The 19,699-nt window shown below is 70.8% G+C and carries 17 protein-coding genes and 1 pseudogene; 7 read left to right on the plus strand and 11 right to left on the minus strand.

Annotated features, from left to right (window positions below):
- Positions 1-256: 256 nt before the first annotated feature.
- On the minus strand, positions 257-1,174 hold the full coding sequence (locus tag FHL80_RS05895) for an NAD-dependent epimerase/dehydratase family protein (protein WP_138732521.1): 918 nt from the start codon (positions 1,172-1,174) through the stop codon (positions 257-259).
- 1,123 nt (positions 1,175-2,297) lie between these two features.
- Between FHL80_RS05895 and FHL80_RS05900 the strand changes: the two genes are divergently transcribed.
- Positions 2,298-3,560 carry an epoxide hydrolase family protein gene (locus FHL80_RS05900; RefSeq protein ID WP_138732522.1) on the plus strand — a complete coding sequence of 421 codons (1,263 nt, stop codon included), beginning with the start codon at positions 2,298-2,300 and terminating at the stop codon, positions 3,558-3,560.
- Positions 3,561-4,000: 440 nt separating this feature from the next.
- Here the strand turns inward: FHL80_RS05900 and FHL80_RS05905 are convergent, their stop codons facing one another.
- Positions 4,001-4,273, minus strand: coding sequence for a hypothetical protein (locus FHL80_RS05905; RefSeq protein ID WP_138732523.1), 273 nt, complete (start codon positions 4,271-4,273; stop codon positions 4,001-4,003).
- Positions 4,274-5,298: 1,025 nt separating this feature from the next.
- Here FHL80_RS05905 and FHL80_RS26905 point away from each other — a divergent pair.
- The 4 genes and pseudogenes from FHL80_RS26905 to FHL80_RS05925 all read left to right on the plus strand — a co-directional run bounded on the left by FHL80_RS26905 (position 5,299) and on the right by FHL80_RS05925 (position 8,167).
- Positions 5,299-5,787, plus strand: coding sequence for a transposase (locus tag FHL80_RS26905; RefSeq protein ID WP_216870464.1), 489 nt, complete (start codon positions 5,299-5,301; stop codon positions 5,785-5,787).
- A 467-nt stretch (positions 5,788-6,254) separates the two neighbouring features.
- Positions 6,255-6,638 carry a VOC family protein gene (locus FHL80_RS05915; protein WP_138732525.1) on the plus strand — a complete coding sequence of 128 codons (384 nt, stop codon included), beginning with the start codon at positions 6,255-6,257 and terminating at the stop codon, positions 6,636-6,638.
- Between the two features lie 591 nt (positions 6,639-7,229).
- Positions 7,230-7,517 (plus strand): annotated as a pseudogene (locus FHL80_RS27195) (class I SAM-dependent methyltransferase); the annotation flags it as partial.
- 371 nt (positions 7,518-7,888) lie between these two features.
- Complete coding sequence (locus FHL80_RS05925) at positions 7,889-8,167, plus strand: hypothetical protein (protein ID WP_138732526.1); 279 nt, start codon at positions 7,889-7,891, stop codon at positions 8,165-8,167.
- Between the two features lie 671 nt (positions 8,168-8,838).
- Here FHL80_RS05925 and FHL80_RS05930 read toward each other — a convergent pair.
- From FHL80_RS05930 to FHL80_RS05970, 9 genes are read right to left on the minus strand one after another with little or no spacing between them, the layout of a single operon-like run.
- Entirely contained in the window at positions 8,839-9,363 is a 525-nt protein-coding gene (locus FHL80_RS05930; RefSeq protein WP_138732527.1) for a gluconokinase, read from the minus strand.
- Positions 9,360-9,671, minus strand: coding sequence for a putative quinol monooxygenase (locus tag FHL80_RS05935; RefSeq protein ID WP_138732528.1), 312 nt, complete (start codon positions 9,669-9,671; stop codon positions 9,360-9,362). The genes FHL80_RS05930 and FHL80_RS05935 overlap by 4 nt, the downstream gene beginning before the upstream one ends.
- 7 nt (positions 9,672-9,678) lie before the next feature.
- Positions 9,679-10,629, minus strand: coding sequence for an amidohydrolase family protein (locus FHL80_RS05940; protein WP_138732529.1), 951 nt, complete (start codon positions 10,627-10,629; stop codon positions 9,679-9,681).
- A gap of 25 nt (positions 10,630-10,654) precedes the next feature.
- Positions 10,655-11,548 carry an NAD(P)-dependent oxidoreductase gene (locus tag FHL80_RS05945; protein ID WP_138732530.1) on the minus strand — a complete coding sequence of 298 codons (894 nt, stop codon included), beginning with the start codon at positions 11,546-11,548 and terminating at the stop codon, positions 10,655-10,657.
- Positions 11,545-12,474: an NAD-dependent epimerase/dehydratase family protein gene (locus FHL80_RS05950; RefSeq protein ID WP_216870466.1), complete on the minus strand. Its 930-nt coding sequence runs from the start codon at positions 12,472-12,474 to the stop codon at positions 11,545-11,547. Before FHL80_RS05950 ends, FHL80_RS05945 begins: the two co-directional genes overlap by 4 nt.
- Before the next feature lie 23 nt (positions 12,475-12,497).
- Positions 12,498-13,577 (minus strand): ABC transporter permease, encoded by a 1,080-nt coding sequence (locus FHL80_RS05955; protein ID WP_138732531.1) that lies wholly within the window; start codon positions 13,575-13,577, stop codon positions 12,498-12,500.
- Positions 13,574-15,076, minus strand: a complete 1,503-nt coding sequence (locus FHL80_RS05960; RefSeq protein ID WP_216870467.1) for a sugar ABC transporter ATP-binding protein — start codon at positions 15,074-15,076, stop codon at positions 13,574-13,576. Before FHL80_RS05960 ends, FHL80_RS05955 begins: the two co-directional genes overlap by 4 nt.
- 38 nt (positions 15,077-15,114) lie before the next feature.
- Positions 15,115-16,182, minus strand: coding sequence for a sugar ABC transporter substrate-binding protein (locus FHL80_RS05965; RefSeq protein ID WP_216870468.1), 1,068 nt, complete (start codon positions 16,180-16,182; stop codon positions 15,115-15,117).
- A 54-nt stretch (positions 16,183-16,236) separates the two neighbouring features.
- Positions 16,237-17,574 carry an NAD(P)H-dependent oxidoreductase gene (locus FHL80_RS05970; protein ID WP_138732534.1) on the minus strand — a complete coding sequence of 446 codons (1,338 nt, stop codon included), beginning with the start codon at positions 17,572-17,574 and terminating at the stop codon, positions 16,237-16,239.
- A 174-nt stretch (positions 17,575-17,748) separates the two neighbouring features.
- Between FHL80_RS05970 and FHL80_RS05975 the strand changes: the two genes are divergently transcribed.
- On the plus strand, positions 17,749-18,771 hold the full coding sequence (locus FHL80_RS05975) for a LacI family DNA-binding transcriptional regulator (RefSeq protein WP_138732535.1): 1,023 nt from the start codon (positions 17,749-17,751) through the stop codon (positions 18,769-18,771).
- Positions 18,772-19,278: 507 nt separating this feature from the next.
- A complete protein-coding gene (locus FHL80_RS05980) occupies positions 19,279-19,614 on the plus strand; it encodes an ANTAR domain-containing protein (protein ID WP_138732536.1) in 336 nt (111 codons plus the stop codon).
- The last annotated feature ends 85 nt before the right edge of the window (positions 19,615-19,699 follow it).

The raw sequence follows: 19,699 nt of genomic DNA on the forward strand, positions 1-19,699 counted from the left end.
GGGCGTAGCGTCCGGTTCGGCGGTGGGTGCGGTGGACTGGCCGCAGCAAAGAGCAGGTCAGGAACTGTGATCCTGTCGCGCAGCTGGCTTCGGCCGTGAAGACGCGTCCCTTTTGCCGCTGCCGCACTCACCGTCCTATCGCTCGCCGCGTCAGTTCCGAGCCTCCACCGAACCGGGGCGAGACAGCCGGACGAGAGTCAGGAGCGTGGAGCGGCAGCGCCTCGTATTGGCATGCCGGCGGCTGCCGCGGGCGGCGTCAGTCGCTGGCTGCGGTCCATGTCAGCGGTCGGGGAGAGAAGCCGAGCTCCTTGCGAGCTCGATCGTTGGCAGCCCCTCGGAGCATCTCGGCGTAGAAGCGACCGTCGGGGTCCGTGTCCGGTCCGGTCGCCACACGTGGCGGCGGCGGCGCGCCTACGTAGCGGGCGAACGCGGGGAGCCACTGGCCGATCGGGGTAGGGGAGTCGTCGCAGATGTTGAAGGCGCCTGTCACATCGGCCTCGACCGCGGCGACCGTCGCCGCGGCAGCATCGTCGACGTGCACCCATGACCAGCGACCGGCCCCGCTGCCGAGTAGGGGGTACCGGCCGTCACGGACTTGGTCAGCGACATCGCCGTCGGGGTGGAACCACGTACCTGGCCCATAGAAGAACCCATACCGGAGCGCGACGCCGGCGAGCGGCTGGTCGGGTGCCAGGGTGCGTTCCTCGACGGCCGTCTGGACGTCGAGAGTCGCCGCGACCAGTGGCGGTCCCTGCTCCACCCACGGTTCAGCCTCGTCGGCCAGCCCCGCTCCGGGCCTGTAGAAGTAGCACCCTGACTGCGAGATGTACCGGCGACTGCCCGCCGCGACCGCGGCTGCATAGAGGTTGTCGCCACCCACCGTCCGAACTGCTCCGTTCGCGGTCAGGGTCGCCCTCATCTGCGCGGGGGAGTAACTGCGGGGCAGGGCGCTCAGCTCGTCGACGACGACATCCGGTCGGCCCTCCATGACGGCTTCAGCGGTCGCCTGCCGGTCCAGAACATCAGCGACGAGAGGCTGAGCGCCGAGACCGCGAAGCCTGTCGGCACCGCGGGGGTGGCGAACGAGCCCCGAAACGGTGTGACCGTGGGCCTGTAGTGCCGCGACCAACGGCCGTCCGACAGCACCGGTCGCGCCTGCCACGAGCACGTGCATGGCTCCTCCTTGACTTTCTCCAGTGCCCGGTCGAGGGCTCGACGGTCAGGGCTCGAACGGGTGGAGCGGCGGTCACCCGGTCCTCCCCTTCGGGGAGAGAGCCCGTCGAACACAGCCGCCGTGGTCGGGCCGTACAGCACATGTGCGCTGAGGTCTTTGGCGAGCGTGGCCCGTTCGTACTCCCGGATCTGCTCGTGCAGCCCGGCCGCGGGGAGGACGACGTAGCCGAACGCCCAGACGCTGGCGCCGAACGGGACGCCGTACCGGACCCGGGGTGCCCGCAGGGACCCGGCAACGATCCCGTACTGGACGCCGCTGAGGATCCCGTAGCCCCAGTGAGTGACGTGGTTGACGAGCCGTGCGCGGTGCTCGGGCAGCTGGACCTTGAAGGTCCCCTCGATCAGCCGCATGCCGATGTGTGCAGGAGCTGGCGCCTGCTCCCAGCTCGAGACGTCCGATGACGACTCCCAGTCCCGGAAGCCGCTCTTTCCGCCGCCCCACTCGTAGCGCGAGAACCACAGCAGGTCCATCGCCAGGGTGCCCACGGCGCCGGCGACCAGGCCGCGGACGACGGCTCCCATCGGTGCCATCCCTCGCCGTTCGCCGACCATGCTTTTCGCTTCCGTTCGTGACGACGGGATCGAGCTGGCTTCGACGTTCGACATCGGGATGACGACGACCTCCAGCCTCAGGTCCACGGAGGGTCACTCCTCGCTTCCTCGACTCGCAGTTGGGGCGCTGCGCTCGAGACATTGCCGCCCCTCCGCCTGCGTCGCGCCTGTCAGAGACCCTGGTCGTCACCCCGGGCACAGCCGGAAGGCTGCATCGCCGCTCCGAGCGACTGATCGCCGGCGCTCAGCCCTGTCGACGGGAACGGCGTGGGCGCGATGCTGATCGTCACAGCGAGGCGCTGATCGTCGCCGTTGAGGACGAGGTCTCACAGGCGAGGAGTCAGCTGAACCGGGGCACTGCCGGGCTCTCGGGCGCATGGCCCAGGGCCCAGGGCCGAGGGGATGCCAGGGACTCTCCCTGGCTCGACCGTCGCGTGCGCCGACCAAGATCGGCTCACGACCTCGATCGCGAACCGCTTGTTGAAAGCGAGCCCGGATACCCGGAGGCGTCCATGTCCCAGCCCACCGTCCTCGCGACGACCGCCGTCGACGACACGACGGGCGGTGCCGTCCGCCCGTTCCGCATCCAAGTGTCGGATGAGGCACTCGCCGAGCTGCGTAGGCGTGTCGAAGCGACGGTCTGGCCCGAGAGAGAGACCGTCGCCGATACGTCACAAGGGGTTCCGCTCGAGATGATGCAGGACCTGGCACGCCACTGGGCGACGGAGTACGACTGGCGGAGGTGTGAGGCGGCTCTGAACGCGCTGCCTCAGTTCATCACCGAGATCAACGGCCTCGACATCCACTTCATCCATGTGCGCTCCCAGCACCAGGACGCTCTGCCGCTGGTCATCAACCACGGTTGGCCCGGGTCGGTCATCGAGCAGCTGAAGATCATCGACCCGCTGGTGAACCCGACGGCGCACGGAGGGAACGCATCCGACGCCTTCCACGTGGTGATCCCGTCCATGCCCGGCTACGGGTTCTCCGGCAAACCGACCAGCACCGGCTGGGGCCCCGAGCGCATGGGTCACGCTTGGGCGGAGTTGATGTCACGGCTCGGCTATGGCCGCTACGTCGCCCAGGGTGGGGACTGGGGCGCGTTCGTCGTCGACCAGATGGGACTGCAGGCGCCAGAGGGACTGCTCGCGATCCACACCAACATGCCGGCCACCGTTCCGGCCGACGTGGACAGAGCTCTCGTCGCGGGTGGCCCTCCGCCGTCCGGCCTCTCGGCTGAGGAGTTGCGAGCCTGCGAGCAGCTGCTGAGGACGTACGGGCAGGTGGAGTACGCCAAGTACATGGCCGTCCGGCCGCAGACCCTGTACGGCATCGCCGACTCACCCGTCGGACTGGCCGCGTGGTTGCTCGATCACAACGACGCCGATGGCCAACCGGCCGCCGCGGTGGTCGCGGGCCTGAACCGCACTTCGAGTGGCACGGGGGAGCTGACCCGTGACGAGATCCTGGACAACATCTCGCTCTACTGGCTGACGAACACGGGCGTGTCCGCATCCCGGCTGTACTGGGAGTACAAGGGAGGCTTCTTCAACGCCAAGGGCGTCTCCGTCCCCGTGGCGGTCAGCGTCTTCCCCGCCGAGCAGTACCAGGCTCCCCGGAGCTGGACGGAGCGGGCATACCCCAACCTCGTCTACTACAACGAAGTCGACAAGGGTGGGCACTTCGCGGCATGGGAGCAGCCGTACCTGTTCGCAGATGAGCTCCGCGCGGGGTTCCGACCGGTGCGTGCTCCGCGCATCCCCGAGCCACGCTGACCGGGCCGTTGCAATGATCACAACGGTCATGTGCGTCGGCAGGACCGGTGGCGTCCTGGCGGGGCATCCCGCGGTTGAGCGGACATGAGCGCCCCGGAGCGCTCGTCTTCGGAGTCGGTGACCGGCCGTCGACTGGTGGACGTGGAGGCGTTCGACAACAGCCTGGTCGCACCGACGCTCATCCCGCGGGCAGTGACGGCAGGGGAACTCGTCTTCCCTGACGGTGCGACCCAGGTTTTCGACGCCGACGGCGGCACGACGTACTCAGTGACGATCCGCCGCGGTGGACGCCTCACCGACCCGGCCCCCGCGCACCCGCGCAGGTGGGGCACCGTGATGGGCGCGCTGGGCCCGAACGCAGCGGCGAGCAACCGCGCCCCGCCGGCCGCCGCCTGCTTGCGTGGTCACCGTCGTGATCCCGCAAGCAGGCTGCGGCAGCGTCAGGCGATGGCGATGACCTCGACCGTCTGGACATCGAGCGGTGTTTCCCCGGGCCGATTGGAGCTGCGAGCCATGTCCGCCGCCTGCCGCGCCTGCGGTTCATCGTCGAAGACGACGAACGACAACCCTTCCCCCGTGGTTGGGTCCGGAGCGAGCCAGATGCCGGTGCGGAACCCGGTAGCTGACCGGATGACAGGGATCAGCTCTCGTTCGAGTTGCTCGACGGCCTCTGTGAGATCGTCGACCCGAACTCGCATCATCACTGCGTACATGATCACCTTTCGTTGGTCTCGCAGCGGCATCACCGGCTGCGCGTTCGGTGCCGACAGCGGAACAGCCCAGGCAGCGGCCCGTCGTCGAGCATCTCGAGAGCCCACCGTCCACACCGCAGACCTCCGCGGACGATGAAACTCATCGCGCCCGACCAGCCGCGCTCGTCCGCAGGCCGAGGACCGAGCGGGCCGGGGGCGGGTCTCAGGTCGATCGGTCAGGTATGCGGACTTCGGCGGGGCCGACGGGAGCCGCGCGCTGCGGCCGGTCACCGTGTGGTAGAGGCGCCCGCGATCAGGTCGACGCGGCGGTGGGTCAGAGCGTCGACTTGATCGTCATCGAGGTGCCTCAGCGCGCCGTCCAGGGTGAGAAACGCTGAGCCGTGGACAGCCCACCGGGCGAGCGTCTCGCCGTGCTGTGGACCGGTCGGCTCCAGACTCCGCGCAGGACCAGGTCGTCTAGGACGTAGGCGCGATTCTGAGGGGGTCGTGGCGCATCGACCGGCGTGGTCGGGGCTCGCACCTGCGCTCCGGTCGGTCGGTGTGGCGACGGCAGTGGGGAAGGGGCCTCATGCTCGCGGGCGCAGATCACGTACTCGACGCCGACCGCCCGCAGCCGCCGTCGTGTGCGTCGACGGGTGAGGGGTCCGGGGGTGAGGGTGGATCACGGCTCGATGGCCTCGGTGGTCTCCCGGGACGTCACTCGATCCAGTTCCGTCGACCGCCGACACAGCGGCTGTCGGCGCCCTTGACGACCAGGCCCTCGACGCGCCGGCGGGCCGGCGGGGCCCAGTCGGCGACCTGCTCGAGCTGCCGTCGTCGATCGGTCAGTGAATGGCGGCGGAGGTCCTCTCCGTCGGCGGGGAGGAGGTCGAAGTCGACGAAGAAGCCAGGTGCGTGGCGGCCAGCGGGCCGGCGTCGCTACGGGCGTGGAAGACCGTCCACGAGCGCCTGGGGCGCCGGACCGCCGATGGCACCTGGGAGAGAACCTGACTGGGGAGATCGTCAAAGACGACGCGGTCGGGGTCGTGGGATCGACCTTCAGCGTCGACTCCAGTTCCTTCCTCCCTCACCAGCACGCCGCTGGAGCGTGGAAAGGAGCTACAGCCTCCGTCGCGGCCCTCGCCATCGACGGAGAAGGCCTCGGGCGCTCCCGCGTCGGACTGACGTCCAAGCTGCACCTGGCCGTCGATGGCCGCGGGCTGCCGGTGGCCCTGCTCCTGACCTCGGGACTTGCCGGGGACAACCCCCAGCTGATCCCGCTGCTGGACCAGGTCCGGGTGGCCCGATCCGGGCCGGGACGTCCCCGCCAGCGACCGGAGCGGGTGCTGGCCGACAAGGTCAGCTCCACCCCTCAACCCCGCGTGGCGATCCGCGCCCGCGGGCCGCCTTCCTCTGCCCGAAGAGCACGGCCTGCGCTCCTCAGGACCGGTAGCAGCGTCAGCCGTCGAGCAGGGTGGCGAACCGGTCGGCTGTGCCATCCCGGGATGGACGTGCTGGTAGCCGGTGAGGGATGACTGGGCGACCCAGCTCCAGCAGCCCAGAGGGGAGCTCGAGCTGATCGTCGGTGACGGACTGGTCCTGTTCGCCCGTCCCTACGGCGCATGGACCCCCGACGCCCTGCTGCACGTGCAGGCCGCCGGTCACCCGGGCGGCCTGCAGCTCGGCGACAGACCGCTGGACCCGCAGCGGCCGCTGTTCGCTCTGCACCGCATCTCGTGTCTTCCGCTGGACCGAGACGGATCTCCTCGTCAGCTACAGGCCCAGCGACGCCGATCACCACCTCCCTCACCGCCGACAACGCGTCGCACGAGTCAGCAGCCGGTCCGCTGCCAGACAAGGGCCGGCTGACGGTCGCCCGTGGGGAGAGCGACGGGCAGGTCTGGGCGATGAGTTCCTGCCGACGGGCCGGTCTATCTGATGTGGCACGGACGGCGTCGTGAAGCAGCGTGCTGGTCGGCCACCACGACGAGGAGGACCGAGCATGGGACAGCCAGTGGCGCATTTCGAGATCATCGGGTCCGATCCGCAGCGGCTGCGCGGCTACTACGCCGACCTGTTCGGATGGATCTTCGACACCAGCGGTGAGGTGTCCGAGGCGATATCGAAGCCCGATGACTACGGATTCACCGACGGCAACACCATGGGCGACGGCCCGGGGATCCCCGGAGGTGTCGGCGGCGGTGACGGCTACGCCCACCGCGCGATGTTCTACGTAGCTGTTCCCGATGTGGAAGCCGCACTGCAGAAGGCCGAACGCCTCGGTGGGTCTCGCCAGATGGGCCCGGTGACCTCACCAACCGGACTGGTCATCGGTCATTTCAGCGATCCCGACGGCAACTGGATCGGAGTGGCCGGCATCGGGTGAACCTCTCCCACGCCGCACCTGCCTTCCACATGCCCAACCCCACCGATTCGTTCGAGCCCCGCAGAGGCGTTGATCTCCCGGGTGATCGGTACTCCAGATGCGGCCCATTGCTGGCTTGCCGCGCCTGCGCGCGGGCTGCGTGCTGAGCTGGGACGGCCTTTCCGCTCGCGACGGCAGGCGGCTCGGTCGCCCCGGCGCGGAGCGCCTCCTGCCCCCGGCCTGCCGCCGCGGGGCTCGAGTCCGCCGGACCGCGTCGGACGGTCAGGGGCGGGACCGGATGGGCGGAAGCGACTGCCGACAGGGCGGACGGGCCGCTCCGACGGCTCCGTCGTCATAAGGCCGGCCGCCCGTGATCGGCGCCTCTGATGGAGCCATTCGTCAGCAAGAGATCGCTCCCCTCAGAGGGCGGCGAGGTGGGTCCCGTCCATCCTGGACGGCGGTACTCCCCGGCCAGGGACGCCGGATCCCACCTGGATCAGACACGCGCCGCCTACGACGCCGTCGCCGTCGACTACGCCGACCTGTTGCGGACGGCGCTGGACGGGAAGCCGTGGGACCGGGCCGTGCTCGCCGGGTTCGCCGAGTTCGTCCGTGCGGCGGGGAACGGGCCGTGCTCGACGTCGGCTGTGGCCCCGGGCGCATCACCGCGGACCTGCACAGGCTGCCCTCCGGGTGTCCGGGGTCGACCTGTCGGCCGGAATGGTGGAGGTCGCCCGCCGCGAGCATCCAGGCCTGTCGTTCCGCAGGGGCACCATGACGGCGCTCGACCGGCCCGACGGCAGCCTCGGGGGCCTGGTGGCGTGGTACTCGGTCATCCACCTGCTCGCTTCCGAGCTTCCCGGGGTTTTCGCGGAGTTCCGGCGGGTGCTGACTTCCGGCGGGCACCTCCTCCTGTCATTCCAGGTCGGCGCGGGCCGCCGCCGCCTCGACAAGCCGAATGGCCACGACGTCACCCCTGGACATCTCTACGAGCTGCAGTCCGACGAGGTCGTCGCGGGGCTCGCGGCGGCCGGTCTGCGGACCCACGCGCAGCTCGTGCGCGAGCCGGGCCCCTCCGAGCGGGTGCCGCAGGCGTCTTGGTCGCCGCGCCGGTCCCTGGGGCCGATCAGCGCAAACCGGGGCTGCCCAGCACCGTGCCGTCCTGACGCCTCCCCGACGGCTCGAGCGCTGGGCGCCTGCGGCACCACCGAGCCCCAGGGGGCGCGGACCATTGGGCCAGGGCTGGCGGCGAGGGCCATCAGGGTGGACGGATGCGCGTCCACCTGGTCATGGTCGTGGACGTCCCACCGGGGGCGGTGGCCGCGTTTCAGGAGTACGAGGCGCAGGTGCTGCCGCTGCTCGGTCGGCACGGCGGCCGGCTCGAACGGCGCCTGCGGACCGACGACGCGCTGCACGAGGTTCACATCGTGTCGTTCGAGTCGCAGGCGGGATACGACGCCTACGTCGCGGACGAGGAGCGGCAGTCCCACCGGGGACTGCTGGACGGCTTCGAGGTCGGCCAGCGCGTCCTGCTGATGACGGACGTGTAGACGCCCCTCGGGCTCCTGCGGCGCAGGGCTCTCGCGGGCCCCGGTGCGCACGGCCGTCGCCGCCCCGATCGGGACATTCTCGGCTTCGAGCGCAGTCGTCCCGGCCCGGCGCGGACAGACCTGTGGCGGCGAGTGCAGCCGCAAAGAAGGGGGGACGCGGCCTCCGGCGCACGGCCGTACGCGCACCCATGCGAGGTCGCGCCCGGCGGCGCCAGCGGCCGGTCAACGGGCTCAGAACTGGAGGAGGCTCCAGACGAAGGTCAGCCGCCCATCCCTCCCTCGAGGGTGAACGAGCGTGATGAGGGTCCGGGAGGGCGTGTTCTCGTCACTGCCGATCACGACCGTGCGGTCCGTCAGCACGTCGGCCAGCACCAGCGACCACGGCGGGGATCGACCCGTCCCGCGCGGTGTAGCGGACATGGAGCACCAGACCGGCGATCGAGTCGTAGTCGAACTGCCGGAAGACGCCGGGCAGCTGGAAGCCCACTGCGACACCGTTCCGGCCCTATCGAACGGCAGGTGGCGGTCCCCGCGAAGTCGAGCTGGAGCACCCCGCTGTCGGACTGCGCGCTACCGAGCTCGAACCGGTGGCACCGCTCGGCCCGCTCGGCCACGTCGTGCGCCGGCTGATGGGCCCGGGAGAACAGCGCCGCTGTCTCCCGAAGCGGGCGTCAGCGACCGGAGCTGTGCTCGCCGCGCTCGTGCGCCTGTAGCTGGTCGAGGACCGCACGCACCACGTCGGTCAGCGGGTCGTCTGCGGCGACGCGCAAGCCGGGCTCGTCCGACGCAAGCGGTTGCAGTGTGGCCAGCTGGGAGTCGAGCAGGTCCGGTGACATGAACTCGTGGGACCGCTGCCGAACGCGCCGCTCCAACTCTGCGCGAGAGACGTCGAGCTCCACGAAGAAGGCGTTCGGGACACCCTCGAGCAGGCGCTCGCGGTAGCGGCGGCGCAGCGCCGAGCAGGCGACCACCGAAGCTCCGGCGGCCGCAGCTCCGGCGACGGCATCCAGCCAGGGCGACCGGTCGGCGTCGTCGAGGGGGAGGCCCCGCGCCATCTTGGCCTTGTTGGCGGCAGGATGCAGGTCGTCGGCGTCGATGAACGGCACCCCGAGTCGGTCGGCCACAGCGGCGCCGACCGCCGACTTCCCGGCGCCGCACACGCCGCTCAGCACGATGACGCGCGCTGCCGGGGTCACAGCTCACCCTGCTCGGGTGTGCCGGCCGGGAGCGGTGTCATCGTGGTCACCGTGGTGGGGCGGGCGATGAGCTCGGCGACGGCGGCGTCCAGCGCTGCGACGGCGGGTCCGGCGGCGTGCGCCGCGAGGGACTCACGGGTGTCCCACTTCTCGATCATCGTGACCGTGCCGTCCTCGGCGTCGTGGATTGCGTAGAGGTGGCAGCCCGGTTCGTCGTGGACGGCGGGGATGCAGGCGCGCAGTGCCTCGATGAGTGCCGCGGTGCGGCCGGCGATGGGGTGGAAGACGGCGGTGACGACGACGGGCATGGTTCTCCTAGCGGGTGGGGTCTGGTGCTGGGACGGCGTCCTCGCCGACGGATGTCCCGGCGGGTCGGTCGGCCATGCGGTAGAAGCGCCGGGCGGTTCCGGCGAAGAGATCGGCGCGCTCGCCCGGCTCGAATCGGCTGGTGAGCTCCATGAAGGCGGAGTACAGCGCGTCGAAGGTGGAGTAGAGGCCGTCGACCGGGAAGTTGCTGCCGACCATGCAGCGGGAGGGTCCGAACACGTCGATCGTGTCGAGCACGACGCGACGGATGCTGTCGAGCGACCAGCGGTGGTCGTTGGTGCCCAGCGCCGAGATCTTGACCGTGGTGCGGGGCTCGGCAGCGAAGACGGTGAGGTCCCGCTTCCACCGGTCCAGGGCTCCACGGTCCCGCTCGATCGGCATGCCGGCATGGTCGAGGACGATGGGCAGGTCGCCGTGGTCCGCGGCGAGGGCGGCCGCCGCCTGCAGTTGGCTCGGGAAGACCTGCAGGTCGAATGACAGCCCGGCCTCGGCGACGGCGGCCAGGCCCGCCCGCCAGGCCGGGTCGGTCATCAGGTCAGCCCGGTTGCGGTGGGTGTAGAGCGGGTCGGGGTGCCAGTTGAGGATGTCGCGGACCCCGCGCACGGTGGGCAGTGCGGTGTGCGCCGCGAGCTGTTCCTGGGCCGTCGGAGAGGCCAGGTCGACCTTGACCACCTGCACGGTCGGAATTCCGCGCGCCGCGCTGACGGTGTTGACCCACCGGCTCTCCCACAGTGGGTCGGCGGCCCCGTTCTCCACGTGCACCGATCCGACCAGCCGTGCGCCCAGTGCCTGCAGTGCGACCGCGTCGGCGAGGTAGTCGTCCGCCAGGTAGTCGCGCCGGAGCGGGCGGTCGTCCCCGTGGTAACGGGCGACGGGCGGACCCTCGAGCCACGGGTAGGAGGCCCGGCTGAGGTGGCAGAGGCGGTGGTGGGCGTCGATGACTCCAGGTCGGGCATGGCGCCGGTCACCGCTCCCCGGTTGCGTGGCGGGCCAGGGAGAGTGCCACGCCCGAGTGGTCGAGGTGCCCGTCGCCGTCGTCCACGGCCCGCTCGAACACGGCGCGGAGGACCGCCGAGATCGGCAGGTCCAGGCCGCCCGCCGCGGCAGTCTCCGCGACGAACCGGAGGTCCTTGAGCTGGTTGGCCGTGCTGCCTCCGCCTGCGAAGTCGCCGGTGAGCCAACGGTCGCGCTTCTGCCGGAGCACCTCCGAGCCGGCGAGCCCGCCGCCGAGCAGCTCGAGCAGCCGCGCCCGGTCGATCCCGTTCGCGTCGGCCAGGACCAGTGCCTCGGACAGCGCCCCGATGGTGCCGGCCACCACGACCTGGTTGCATGCCTTGGCCACCTCGCCGGACCCGGGCGGCCCCAGGTGGCGGACCGTCGACCCCACCAGCGACAGCACCGGCCATGAACGACTGACCGCGTCCGGCGCGCCGCCGACCATGACGCTCAGGGCGCCGGACTCGGCGCCGGCGACGCCGCCGCTGAGCGGCGCATCGACGACGTCGATGCTGATGGCGGCCAGCCGCTCAGCGAGCGCGGCGACCCCGACGGGTGAGACGGTGCCGTGCACCACGAGGATGGGCCGGACCACGCCGGCGGCCGCCCAACCCGCGATCAGGCCGTCCTCGCCGTCGAGCACCGCCTCGACGTCGGCCAGGTCGGTGAGCACGGTCAGGGTGACCGCAGCGGCGGCGTCGGCGGGGCGAGCCGCCACCCGGGCGCCGGCGGAGCTGAGGGGCTCGCCCTTGGCAGGGGTCCGGTTCCAGACCGTCAGTGCGCCCAGCGCGGTGAGCAGGCGCCGGGCGATGGGTTCGCCCATGCGGCCGAGGCCGAGGAGCGACACGTCCGGAGTGCTCATGAGGCGGGTTCTTCCAGATCATCGAGGTCGGCGAGGAGGTGCTCGCCCAGGTCCTCCAGCGCCAGGGTGGCCTTGAACCCGAGCAACGAGACCGCTCGGTGCAGGTCGACAGGCACATCCCGGCCCGGCACCTGCTCACGCGGCACTTCGGGGGCGGAGCGCTGTAGTGCCTCATCGGTGTCCTGGCGCAGGTAGGTGCGCGGGGCGGCGACGAGGATGCCCGGCGCGGCCGGGGTCTCGTGGGTCAGCGCGGCCACCGTCGCCGCCGCCGCGTCGCGGACGTCGAGGTAGGTCCAGCCCTCGCACGCCTGCCGGCGGGGGTCCTCGCGCAGTGCGCGCCGGACGTGCCGGGCGAACACCGCACCGTCGTCGACCGTGATGTCCCGGACCAGTGGGTACCGCAGACCGGTCAGCGGCAATCCGTGTCGGCGGGCCAGGGCCCGGGCGGCGGCCTCGTTGGCCTCCTTGGACAGCGAGTAGGCGTCGGCGATCACGGCCGGCTCGTCCTCGCCCCAGGGATAGCGGGACGGCAGGACCGCGTGCGGGTTCAGGGGCAGCCCGGAGGCGTTGATGCTCGAGGCGTACACCAGCTTCCCGACCCCGGCCAGGGCGGCCGCCTGCAGGACGAGGAACGTGCCCAGCGCGTTGACCCTGTAGATCTCCTCGGCGGTGCCCTGGTCCAGGCCGGCGCGACCGGCGAGGTGCACGACCGCGTCCTGGTCGGCGACCGCCCGGCCGACCGCCTCGGCATCCGTGACCGAGCCGGTCAGGTGCGCCCGGGCTCCCGCCTCGGCGGCCCGAGCCGCGGCGTCGTCCCCGCCGAGGTCGTAGACGGTGACCTCGGCGCCCTCCTCGGCCAGCGCCCGGACCACGGCGGCGCCGATGAGGCCGTCGCCGCCGGTCACCAGGACCCGCGACCCAGCCACCCGGTCGAGGGCGGAGGCGCCGCTCACTCCGATGCCCGTGACCCGACGGCCGGTTCCGCGGGCCGGTCTGTGGTCGTCCCGTCGACGCCGGGGGTGAGCTGGGCTGCTTCCGCCTGGTTGCGGCGTCCACGGAGGCTGGGCCAGCCGCGGCTGCCCTGGTCGATCGCGACCGCGATGAGCACGACCAGACCGGTGACGATCTGCTCGTAGAAGCTCGGGACGTTGAGCAGGGTCAGGCCGTTGGTCAGGGCGCCGAGGATGAGCGCGCCGACGAGGGTGCCGGCGATGCGGCCCTCGCCGCCCATCAGGTTCGCTCCGCCGATGACGGCGGCGGCGATGGCGGTGAGCAGGTAGGGAGAGCCCGCCTCGGACTGGGCCGCGCTGATCCGGGCCACCACGACCAGCCCCGCGAGGGCGGCCAGCGTGCCGGACAGGCCGTAGACGAGGATCTTGACCCGCGACACCCGGACGCCGGAGAGCCAGGCGGTCTCCTCGCTGCCCCCGGTGGCGATGACGTTCTGGCCGAAGACCGTCCGCCGCAGCAGCAGCCAGGCGAGCAGCGCCACCACGATGACCACGACCACGACGATCGGTACGCCGCCGATGTAGCTGTTCAGCATCAGGACGAACGGCTGGGGCACGTTGTAGACGGGTGTCCCCGAGGTGACGACGTAGGCCAGGCCCTGGTAGACGCTCATCGTGCCGAGCGTGGCGATGAACGGTGGGAGCTTGAGCACCGTGATCAGCAGCCCGTTGACCACGCCGGCGAGGAACCCGAGGACGAGCCCCGCGATCAGCGCCGGCACGGGGGAGACGCCCTGGTTGACCATCATGTTCGCCGTGACGATGCCGGTGAAGCTCGCGATCGAGCCGACGGACAGGTCGATGCCGCCGGTGATGATGACGAAGGTCAACCCGATGCCGATGAGCGCGTTGACGCACGCGGACACCGCGACGTCGCGCAGGTTGCCCAAGGTCAGGAAGTTCGAGTTCAGCACGCCGAAGATCGCGAAGATGGCTGCGGCAGCGATGAAGATGCCCAGCGCCTGCAGGTTGACGTGGAAGTGCCGCGGTGGACGACCGGCGGCGGTGTCGGAGGTCATGCCGTTCCCTTCGCGATGCCCATGGCACTGGCCACGAGGCTGTGTTCGTTGATGTCGTCGCCCACGTGCTCGGAGATGAACCGGCCGTTGCGCATGACCAGGACGCGGTCGCTCAGCGAGATGATCTCGGGGAGGTCGGAGGAGACGACCACGACGGCGTTGCCCGCTGCGGCGAGCTGGTCGATGAGGCCGTAGATCTCGGCCTTGCCGCCTACGTCGACGCCTTTGGTCGGCTCGTCGAAGAGGAACACCCGGGAGCCTCGGCGCAGCCACTTGGCGATGACCAGCTTCTGCTGGTTGCCACCGGAGTACTGACGGGCCTTGAGGCGGACGTTGGCCGGCTTGAGCGCCAGCGACCGGCCGACCTCCTCCGACACTGCGATCTGCCGCCGTGGACTGGTGAACGGGCCGCTGCCCACGAGGTCGGGAGCTGCGGTGAGCGCGATGTTGGCGTAGGCCGGCATCTGCAGCGCCAGTCCCTGCTTCTTGCGGTCCTCCGGGATGAAGGCGATCCCGGCGTCCCGGCTCCCGTTCGGGCTACCGATCCGCACGACTTCGCCGTCGAGGGTGAGGCGTCCGCCGCAACCGGGGTCGGCGTGCACGAGTGCCCGGAGGAACTCCGTGCGTCCGGAACCGACCAGCCCCGCGATCCCGACGACCTCACCCGCCCGGACGGAGAGGTCGTTGCTCACCGGGCTGTCCGGCCGGGTCACACCCGTCGCGGTGAACACCACCGGGGCATGGGAGGAGACCGGGTGCTGCCGGCGGAAGCTGAGCAGCTCGCGCCCCACCATCCTCCGCACGATCTCGTCGGTGCTCGTCTGGGCGATCGGGGACTCATAACCGACGCGGCCATCCCGGAGGACGACGACGCGGTCGGACACCGCCATGACCTCCGGCATCTTGTGCGAGACGAAGATGACGCCGATGCCCCGCTCGGCGGCCAGGTGGCGGACCCGGTCCAGCACGGCCTCCACGTTGTGCTCCAGCATCGAGGTCGTCGGCTCGTCGAGCGCGACGACCTTCGCCCCGAACGCGAACGCCTTCGCGATGGTGAGCGCATGCCGCTGTGCCGGGCTCATCCGGGTCAACCGTTGGCGCCGGTCCAGCGGGAAGCCCATCGCCGCGACGTCGGCGAGGGCCCCGTCCACCGCGGCTGCCGCCGCCCGGCGTTCGGTGGCCGTCTTACCGAGCAGCAAGTTCTGCTCGACGGTGAGCTGCGGCACGATCGCCGGTTCCTGATGGGCGATCATGACCCCCTCGGCGAGCGCCCGGCGCGGGGAGAACTCGTCGCGCCGGACGCCGTCCACGGTCACCGACCCCTCGTCAGGGCTCAGTGAGCCGCCGAGGATGCCCAGCAGGGTGCTCTTGCCGGCTCCGTTCTCGCCGGCGAGGGTCAGCACCTCGCCGTGCCGGAGCGTGAAGCTGACGTCGTCGAGCGCCCGCACGCCCGGGAACGACTTCGCGACGTGGCTGATCTCCAGGAGGGGTTGTCCCACGGCCGGCTGTCCCTGACCTCCCCGGGCGGCGGTGACGGTCACGGCATGCCGGTCGGGTAGTCGGCGACGTTCTCCTTGTCGACGATGAACGCCGGCACGTCGACCCAGCCGGGCACCTGCTTGCCGCCGAGCAGCCAGAGCGCGGTCTGCACGCCCGCGGTGCCCTCGGTCGTGGGCCGCTCGCTGACCGTCGCCGTGACGGCGCCCGCATCGATCTGCTTCTTCGCCTGCGGGATGCCGTCGGTGCCCACGATCAGCACCTGGCCGGTGAGGCCCTTCGCGTCGACCGCCGCCTGCACGCCGAGCGCCATGGTGTCGTTCTGGGCGTAGAAGGCCTTGAGGTCCGGGTTCGCCGTCAGCATGGCCGTCGCGATGGTCTGCGCCTGGTTGGTGTCCCACTTGGCCGACTGGGATGCGACCAGCTGGAGGTTGGGGTGCTTCTCCAGCCCGGCCTTGAAGCCAGTGCCGCGGTTCTGCGCGTTCGACGAGCCGGGGTCGCCCTCGATCATGGCGACCTTGCCACCGTCAGGCAGCTTGCCGGCGATGTAGTCGGCCGCGGTCTCACCGATGGTGGAGGCGTCCGGGCCGACGTAGACGACGCCGGGCACGGTGCTCTTCGCGTCGTTGAGCACGATGGCCGGGATCCCCTGGCTGAGTGCGGACGTGAAGACGCTGTCCAGAGCCGTGGCGGAGATGGGCGAGGCGAGGAGCGCCGAGCAGCCTTGGTTGAGGGCGCTCTGCGCCTTGTCCAGCTGCTCGGTGATCGATGCCTCGTCGTTGACCGCGTAGGTCTCGTAGTCCACGCCGAGCCGCTTGGCCTCGGCCTCGAAGCCGTCCCGCTCGTACCCCCAGAACTCGTTCGCAAGGGTGCGGGTGACGTAGCAGAGTTTGGTGTCCGAGCCCGCCTTCGGCTCGCCGAGCGAGGTGGTCAGCGACTCGATGTCGGTCTTTTGATCGCCTTGCACGAGCGAGACGATGTCGCTGGAGCTCCCGCTGCCGCTACTCGCGCTGTCCCCACCGTCGGGGGTGGCGGAGCAGGCGCTGAGGGGGAGCAGTGCCGCCGCCGCGGCAGTGAGCACCAGGGTCGGTCGCAGTCGTCGGTACATCGGTGCTGGTCCTTTCGTCATCGGAAGGCTTGCCGGTGGATCCGTGTGGGGGAGTCAGACCTGCGCGAGCGCCTCGGTCTCACGGCGCAGCTCGAGGGCGGTGGCGAGAGACTCGTCGATGACGACGTCCTCCCAGCTCACGCTCTGGCCCTTGGGGACGTCGTTCTTCAACTCGACGTGGTGGGCGAGCGCGACGGGCAGGAGGCGCTTGCGCACGGACGTCTCGGCGGACACGAGCTTGCCCCAGACCGTGTAGCCGCCCTCGCCGTCGAGGAACTCCCCGGCCCGCAGGTCCTTCTTGGCGGTTGCGACGACGTCGCCGTAGAAGCCCTTCGGGGCGCCGGTGGCGATGCCGCGGAGCACCGCGTTGGCGATCGAGATGTTCAGCTCCAGCCCGACGTAGTGGTAAGGGCGGTAGAGCGCCGCGTACTGACCGGTCGGGTCGGGGTGCCAGGGGTACTCGGTGAAGCAGCCCGAGACGTACTCGTTGGTCGCCTTGACGACGACGAACACGCCCTCCTGGGTGTTGAAGGGGATCCACTCGCCGGCGCGGGTGACGCTGGACATGACGTCGACGGACCCCTCGCGGGCGAGCACCCCGCCCACCGCGGACGGGCGGCAGATCGTGGCGATCTCCTCCACGTTGCCCGGGGTGAAGGTCAGCCCGTCGTCGGAGGGCGTGAGGCCAGCGGCGTTGGCGACCGCGGCCATCTCGATCGCGGCCTTCGTGCCGTCCCGGAACGACGTGTGCATGTAGGGGTTGAGCTGCCCTGACTCGGTCAGCTCCTTCGAGAACTCCCAGTTCTCCCAGACGTTGTCCGGGTTCATCCCGTGGTAGTGCTCGAGGTACTTCGCGCCCTTGCCGGCGCAGACGACGTCGAACCCGGAGGTCCGAGCCCAGTCGACGAGCTCCATGATCAACGCCGGCTGGTCGCCGTAGGCCATGGAGTAGACGACCCCGGCCGCTTCAGCCCGGCGGGCGAGGGCCGGGCCGGCGAGGGCGTCGGCCTCGACGGTCACCATCATGATGTGCTTGCCGGTCGCGATGGCGCGAAGCGCGTGGTCGACGCCGACGATCGGGTTGCCGGTGGCCTCGACGATGACGTCGATCTCGGCGTCGAACAGCGGGCCGGCATCGGGGATCACCGCGGTGGTGCCGTGGGCGAGCGCGTCGCCGACGTCGGTCGCGGTGGCCTCTGCCGGCCAGTCGACCAGCTTCAGCGCCCCCTTGGCGCGTTCCACGTTGATGTCGGCGATGCCGACGACGTGGACGCCGGGGATGTTGCGTGCCTGCGCCAGGTACATGGTCCCGAACCGGCCGGCCCCGATGAGACCGACGCGGATGGGCCGGCCTTCGCGTTCGCGCTGTTCGAGCAGGGAGTGGAGGTTCACGGTGGCCCTTCGTGTGCCGAGCCGGACGGCGGCGACAGGGGCGATGGCTATGCCCCGGCAGACCGTCGTAAGCGGCGGTGGTAACGGTTACACTTTTGTACCAGTGGCGTGATTCACACGTCAAGACGCGTTTTCATGCGTCAGTAGGCTGGCCGAGTACGAAGGGGGCGCCCAGTGCGCAAGGCAGCCACGATCCGCGACGTCGCCCGGGAAGCCGGGGTGTCCGTAGCGGTGGTCTCACGTGTGCTCAACGACGGGACCGGACCTGTCGCGCAGCAGACCCGGGCTCGAGTCGTCGACGTGATCGAACGGCTCGACTACCGGCCGCGCGCGGCGGCCCGGGAACTCCAGCAGCGGTCGGCGACCGCGGTCGGCCTCGTGCTGGCCGACCTGGCCAACCCGTTCTTCGCTCGTCTCGCCGACCGGGTGGTGGGGGAGGCCCGCGCGCGCGGCATCCACGTCGTGCTGCTCACCACGCTGGAGGACTCGCACCTAGAGGCGGAGTCGATCGAGACGCTCATCGGGCGGTCGGTGGGTTCGGTCATCGCCACCCCGACTGGGGGCAACGTCGACAGATGGGCGAGGCTCGTCGAGCTCGGTGTGAACGTCGTCTTCGTCGACCGCGAGATCGACGAGCTGCCCGAGGTCGATGTCGTCGCGATCCACAACGATCTGTCGGCCGAGGTGGCAACCCGTCACCTGCTCGACCTGGGGCACGAGCGGATCGCCTTCATCTCGGGCCCGTTGTCCACCTCTACCGGACGTGACCGGGTCGCTGGGTTCAAGCGCGCGATGGGGAACGCGGGGAAGGTTGCTGACGACAGGCTCATCCACGCCATCCCGTTCCGCGGGGACGCCGGAGGGGACGCCGTGAGCGCCCTGCTGGCGCTGCCGAACCGGCCGACCGGACTGATCGTCGGCAACACCGCGCAAGTCCGGAGTGCCCTGCGCCGGGTGAAGCAGATGGCGGTCGACGTGCCCGGCGAGCTGAGCCTGGTCGTCTTCGACGACAACCCCTGGACGGAGCTCGTCAGCCCACCGCTGACGGTCGTCCGGCAGCCGATCGACATGCTCGCGATGCACTCGGTCGACCTGGCCGTAGGACGGCTGCGGGGCTCGCTCCCCGAGCCCCCTCGGCGTATCCGCGTCGAAGCTGAGTTCGTCCAGCGTTCAAGCAGCGCTCCACGCTCGTCCTAGCGGCGGCTGGTCACGACCGCCGGCCGGGCCGGGCTTCCGAGGGCCGAGCGTGGCCACTGACCCGCGCCGGGCAAGCACAGCAACCGGTACAGCAACGCGGCCCGTACGCGGATGCACCGGGGCGAACGCCGGCGGCCGTGCAGACACCTGACCTGCGCGAACAGCATGAAGGCGGCCGGTAGCGGACCCAACGCAGGTAGCTGGGCCTCGGCTGGGACCTCGGCTGGGACCTCGGCTGGGACCTCGGTCGCCTCGAGCCAGCCCGAGGTGGAGTCCCCGGCCGCCCGTAGCCCGGGCGCCGCCTGATCGGCACCCTGTTCCGCTGACTGCACGGCTGACGTCACCGGGGCCGCCCTCGGCACAAGGGGGTCTCACGGCTGCTCCGGCCTCGGGTTCCGGCGGTCGTGCGCCCGGCGGGTGCGAGACCACGAGCACTCATTGCTGTGCCACGATCTGATCGTGGGGAACACAGTGCCCGACTGGGGTGCGCCGTCCATCGAGTCGCGCATGGCGTCGATGGTCGATGAGCTGGCGGGCGTTCGAGCCGAGCTGGTGGTCTCGAAGGACGAGACCACGCGCTGCCGAGCGGAATCGGTCGTCTCACGAGGGGAGACGACGGTCGCCCGCGGGGACACCGCAGCGGCTGTGATGGAGATCGAGCACCTGCGCGCGGGGCTGCAGACCTCCCGCTGCATCGGGATGGCGATGGGGATCCTGATGACCCGCCGCGGCCTGACCGAGGCGGCGGCCTTCGATGTCCTCGCGCGTGCCAGCCAGAACGCGAACCGGAAGCTCCGGGACGTGGCTGACGACGTGGTGCTGACGGGGGAGCTGCCGGGCTGACGGGTTCATCGAGCCCGTTCCGGCGGTCTCCCGTGGGAGGTGGCCGAGGACGTCGCCGGTCTCGGGAGCCGGGACCGCCGCGGTG

The organism is Modestobacter excelsi, from assembly GCF_005930495.1.
GTDB classification, from domain to species: Bacteria; Actinomycetota; Actinomycetes; order Mycobacteriales; family Geodermatophilaceae; genus Modestobacter; species Modestobacter excelsi.

What these genes read in the sequence shown, in the direction of transcription:
- FHL80_RS05895 (WP_138732521.1), bottom strand. Translation starts at nt 1,174, where the DNA reads ATGCACGTGCTCGTGGCAGGCGCGACCGGTGCTGTCGGACGGCCGTTG.
- FHL80_RS05900 (WP_138732522.1), top strand. Translation starts at nt 2,298, where the DNA reads ATGTCCCAGCCCACCGTCCTCGCGACGACCGCCGTCGACGACACGACG.
- FHL80_RS05905 (WP_138732523.1), bottom strand. Translation starts at nt 4,273, where the DNA reads ATGTACGCAGTGATGATGCGAGTTCGGGTCGACGATCTCACAGAGGCC.
- FHL80_RS05915 (WP_138732525.1), top strand. Translation starts at nt 6,255, where the DNA reads ATGGGACAGCCAGTGGCGCATTTCGAGATCATCGGGTCCGATCCGCAG.
- FHL80_RS05925 (WP_138732526.1), top strand. Translation starts at nt 7,889, where the DNA reads ATGCGCGTCCACCTGGTCATGGTCGTGGACGTCCCACCGGGGGCGGTG.
- FHL80_RS05935 (WP_138732528.1), bottom strand. Translation starts at nt 9,671, where the DNA reads ATGCCCGTCGTCGTCACCGCCGTCTTCCACCCCATCGCCGGCCGCACC.
- FHL80_RS05945 (WP_138732530.1), bottom strand. Translation starts at nt 11,548, where the DNA reads ATGAGCACTCCGGACGTGTCGCTCCTCGGCCTCGGCCGCATGGGCGAA.
- FHL80_RS05955 (WP_138732531.1), bottom strand. Translation starts at nt 13,577, where the DNA reads ATGACCTCCGACACCGCCGCCGGTCGTCCACCGCGGCACTTCCACGTC.
- FHL80_RS05965 (WP_216870468.1), bottom strand. Translation starts at nt 16,182, where the DNA reads ATGTACCGACGACTGCGACCGACCCTGGTGCTCACTGCCGCGGCGGCG.
- FHL80_RS05980 (WP_138732536.1), top strand. Translation starts at nt 19,279, where the DNA reads ATGGCGTCGATGGTCGATGAGCTGGCGGGCGTTCGAGCCGAGCTGGTG.